The organism is Streptomyces sp. NPDC017943 (assembly GCF_044328425.1).
Taxonomy (GTDB): Bacteria; Actinomycetota; Actinomycetes; order Streptomycetales; family Streptomycetaceae; genus Streptomyces; species Streptomyces djakartensis_A.
The window spans coordinates 1-4,029 of record NZ_JBIRHH010000064.1; the positions used below are offsets into that span (position 1 = coordinate 1).

At 61.8% G+C, this 4,029-nt stretch carries 1 protein-coding gene and 2 pseudogenes; 1 reads left to right on the plus strand and 2 read right to left on the minus strand.

Annotated elements, in window-relative coordinates:
- Nucleotides 1-331: 331 nt before the first annotated feature.
- Nucleotides 332-1,165, minus strand: a complete 834-nt coding sequence (locus tag ACH4C6_RS36120; protein ID WP_398112806.1) for a hypothetical protein — start codon at nt 1,163-1,165, stop codon at nt 332-334.
- Between the two features lie 161 nt (nt 1,166-1,326).
- A pseudogene (locus ACH4C6_RS36125) lies at nt 1,327-1,596 on the minus strand (IS110 family transposase); the annotation flags it as partial.
- Between the two features lie 1,487 nt (nt 1,597-3,083).
- On the opposite strand from ACH4C6_RS36125, the pseudogene ACH4C6_RS36130 reads away from it, so the two are divergent.
- Nucleotides 3,084-3,792, plus strand: a pseudogene (locus ACH4C6_RS36130) (type 1 glutamine amidotransferase).
- The last annotated feature ends 237 nt before the right edge of the window (nt 3,793-4,029 follow it).

The following is a 4,029-nucleotide window of genomic DNA, read 5'->3' on the forward strand; positions in this document are numbered from 1 at the left end:
GGACCCTCAGCAAGTCCCATCGTTGCAGGTCAAGGGCACTTTCCGTGTTTCTGATCAACTCTTGGACAGCCCACCTCGTGAAAGCACGAGGCTAAAGGCTGTTACACAACGGCGATCTCGCTCAGATCCCGCCATTGACAGCAAGGTCAGCTGGCCGACTATGCCCGCCTTCCTGCCGTCTTGGAACGCCGCAGGAAGGAGACCTGGAAGATCAACTGGCCGTTGTGCAACAGCCTTTAGGACATGGAATCGATGGACTATCTGCCCACAGTAGGTAAGACGCACAAGGTCACCGCGCACGGCGCCGACTGGTGCACCCGGGGGGCGCGCCTCACCGCCGTGGGCCGCTCATCGACACAGGCGACGCTCGCCACGGACCAGTCGATGCGCCAGGTTCATGCTGGATTTTATCAGCACCCTCCCCCTGATGAGATTTGGACCGATAATCATTCGGACTCAAAACGGCCGCATGCGCCATGGAGAGCGTTACGTTTGAACCCGACGAAGAGGAAAGCGACAGCCCAGATTGACTGCTGCGATCACTTTCCGCCCACACATTCCTAACCGCTGCCGTGAAGCAAAGAGCAGCCGTAATGATTTGCCCGAAAGTTTTGCCGACACGCACTATACGCATCTTGTTGCCGGATGAAAACTCCGGAATCAATTCCCGCGCAAATTCAGGGATCACCTCAGGGGATATAGTGGGAGTTTGCGTATTACCCGGTATCGCGTTATAGCCACTTGTGTCGGCAATTGCGACGCATAATTGAGTATGAGCAGCATGTAGAAGGCCTTCAGGGACGCGCAGCGCCGCAGCCATCTCTGAAATAATTTGGTTCTCGTACGCCTGAAAGCCTTCCTCTCTGAAGAGGCTCTTTCTTTGGTGCAATTCAGCCACGTAGGGTGGCATTTTGGCGTTAAGATTCGCATGCAACCCTTCATTATAGGCAACTAGTGAGGCCATACACCTGGACACAGAGAGGCAAAGTAGCGATGAAATAACCGTATTCGTCGACACCTCGTCATTGAAGAACGATACGCTGACTTGCCTTTCCTCTCCGACCGCCTCGGCGATTCTCCCTGCAATTGCGGCACGCAACTTATCAACGCTGTCATAATTGGCGGAAGGAAGCTCGAAATTAGCTACAACCCTCTGCGGGATCATGCGAGTTTCTGACTCATACGAGTCGACATCGTCAAAGGAAGGCATAAGGGCCCCTAAGTCGTTTTGCCGAACGAGATCATTAGACCTTAGAGTCTCTTTTAAAGGCCTAATTTTGAAATGCTGTAGAGAAGTCTAGAGGCCTGCGGTTAACGCCCGCTTACCCGGCTCCTGGATGCGTGTGTGGCCATCGGGTTGGTCGCGAAGACCTGCCGCTTGCCCGTCCGTAGCACAGCGACGAGCAGGCCGCGGGAGGTCTCGATCGCGACCGGGACCGGGTTTTCCTCGGTGTCGCCGTATTCGGCGAGCAGGTCCAGCAGGATCCTGTTGTCGGCGGCGGCGTCGGTGATGTGCCGTTTGGCCAACTGGCCGCTGTCGTCGACCAGGGCGACGTCGTGCGTGCGTTCCGCCCAGTAGCTGCCGCAGTAGATCAAGTCTTCCCCTCCGTCGTACTGTTCTTGCTGGTCACGAGCTCATGCGGGCCACGCAGCGACCTGATCCCAGGACTCAGCCATTCTGGCCGGTCCGCCACCTCAGTAGCCGTTCGTGGCACCAGCTCGTCCCACGGGCCTCGGTCTCTGCGGGAGCTCAGATGGCTCGGGCTTCACAAGAGGTCACCGTGGAGCGGGCTCGCACCTCCAACACCAACGAGTGATCAAGCAGAAGGTGATGACGCCGGGCGGCGCTGGACGGCGCCGATCTTTCGGTAGGCCTCGCATGCCGGGAGGGACGTCAAACGTCCGTCCAGCACCAGCGGGCGCCGACACCGGCTGGACGGTGACGGGTGCATGGGCGCCGGCGCCGCCGATCTATCCTGGGTCATCGAGGCCGGGGAACCAATAGGCGTCCGTCCGACGCCCACGCAACTGCCACCACGAGTACGAGGACCGCGCGCCGCTCTATGCGAAGGTCTCAGCAGACCCGGTTCGCCGCAGGTATCGCAGCCTCTACTCGCGTATCCCCACAAGCTTTTGCTCCATTGGGACGCCCATCATCTACGGATTTGGAATTCAATAGGGTCCCTGTGCCGGTGGGTTGAGACGTCGAAGACCTCTCTCAACGGCACGGGGGGCTATGTGCGGTGCGGCCATCACCTCGACCTGACCGGCGTCACCCGATCAGTAGCCACTGAGCCTTTTCACAGTGGCCACCGATCGGGTTACGGCCCGTCCGCCAGCGTCGGCCCTCTATGCAGCTCAGAGGCCAGTCACCCCAGCTGGGTCCTTCACCCTCCGGGGTGGTCGCTGAAAAGGCTCACTGAGCCTTTTCCAACTTGACTGTCCGGTCCGCCGATCATGCCGGCGGAGCGTTCCCCGCATGGCGGCCGATTGTGGATCTGCTGGTCACGGGCCTGTCACTAGCTGGCATCGCCACTCACCAGCAAGCCCATGCTTCCCAGGTTGCGCTGGCTGCCCGGTCCGCGAGAACGGCGACGCGGACCGGCTCGCGGGTCAGGGCGGCGATGTCGGCGGCGGCGGTGCTGTGCAGCCTGGCCGTTGCGCGCTTGTCCTGGACCTCTTCGGCCTGGGCCTGTCCGACGGTCCCGATAGCCGCCTGCCTGCACGTCCGAGGACGAGGACAGTACATGCGCCCGCCCTTGGCCGAGATACCCAAGCCGCACCACGCGCATGTGCCACTCATATACGGAGCATCGCACTGGAATCCGGTGACAGACAGGGTCAGCGGCACGGGTCGCGCACTCGATGCCGTCCCGAGTCCCGTCCTGGGGCGCGGCCGAGGTCTCGTCCCAGGTGACGGGTTGAGATACAGAGCGGAGCAGGCACAGGCTTCGTGGTTATTGGAGTGTCCAAGATCAACGATCATGAGGTGGCTCTCCACGGACCAACCGCACAACTCCAAGCCCTCTACCGACAGGGGTAAATTGGGATCGACGTTGGGGACTGCGGAGAGGGGGTGCACGGTGGCGCGGCTGTTGGTGGTGCAGAACGCGCAAAACGAGGGGCTGGGCCGGTTCGGTGAGTGGCTCGGCAGGGATGGGTTGTCGGTGGAGGTGGTGCACGCCTATGCCGATGCACCGCTGCCTGGTCGCTTGGAACACCACGGGGTTCGTCCTCGGTGGCGGCCTCCTGCCGGACGACGACGGCCGCGCCCCTTGGCTGGCGCACACTCGATTCCTGATCGCTGAAGCGCTTGCACAATCTGTCCCTGTGCTGGGGATATGCCTTGGCGGGCAGATGCTGGCGCACGTCGCGGGAGGCACCGTGCAGGGCGGGTACGGTGAACCGGAAGTCGGCAGCACCTCACTCACCGTGCGGGCCGAAGCCGCAGAGGACCCGCTCTTCCGAAATCTACCGCGGCAGGTGACAGCCGTCGAAAACCACGTGGATGCCGTGACCGCCTTGCCCTCGGGCGCAGTCTGGCTTGTCGAGAGCGAGCAGTGTCCCTACCAGGCGTTCCGGTTGGGTAACCGGGCCTGGGGATTGCAGTTTCATCCTGAGGCGGGCGCCGACCGGGTCCGGTCGTGGTGCCCGCAACGGCTGCGTGCCCGGGGCCTGGACCCGGTGGCACTGGAACACAGGGCGGAGCGCGACGAGGCGGAGGCGGCTTTGGTGTGGCGCGAGTTCGCCCGGCGCTTCGCCTCGGTAGTCGAGGTGCGGACACGCTCCTAAAGGCTGTTACACAACGGCGATCTCGCTCAGATCCAGCCATTGACAGCAAGGTCAGCTGCCCAACTATGCCCGCCTTCCTGCCGTCCTGGAACGCCGCAGGAAGGAGACCTGGAAGATCAACTGGCCGTTGTGCAACAGCCTTTAGGGTCCGTCTTCAAACGGATCTTGCCCAGAGCAGGAGCGACGCGAGATTGACCGCTGCTTCGTAGGAGGTGGCGGTCTTGTCGTATCTGGTGG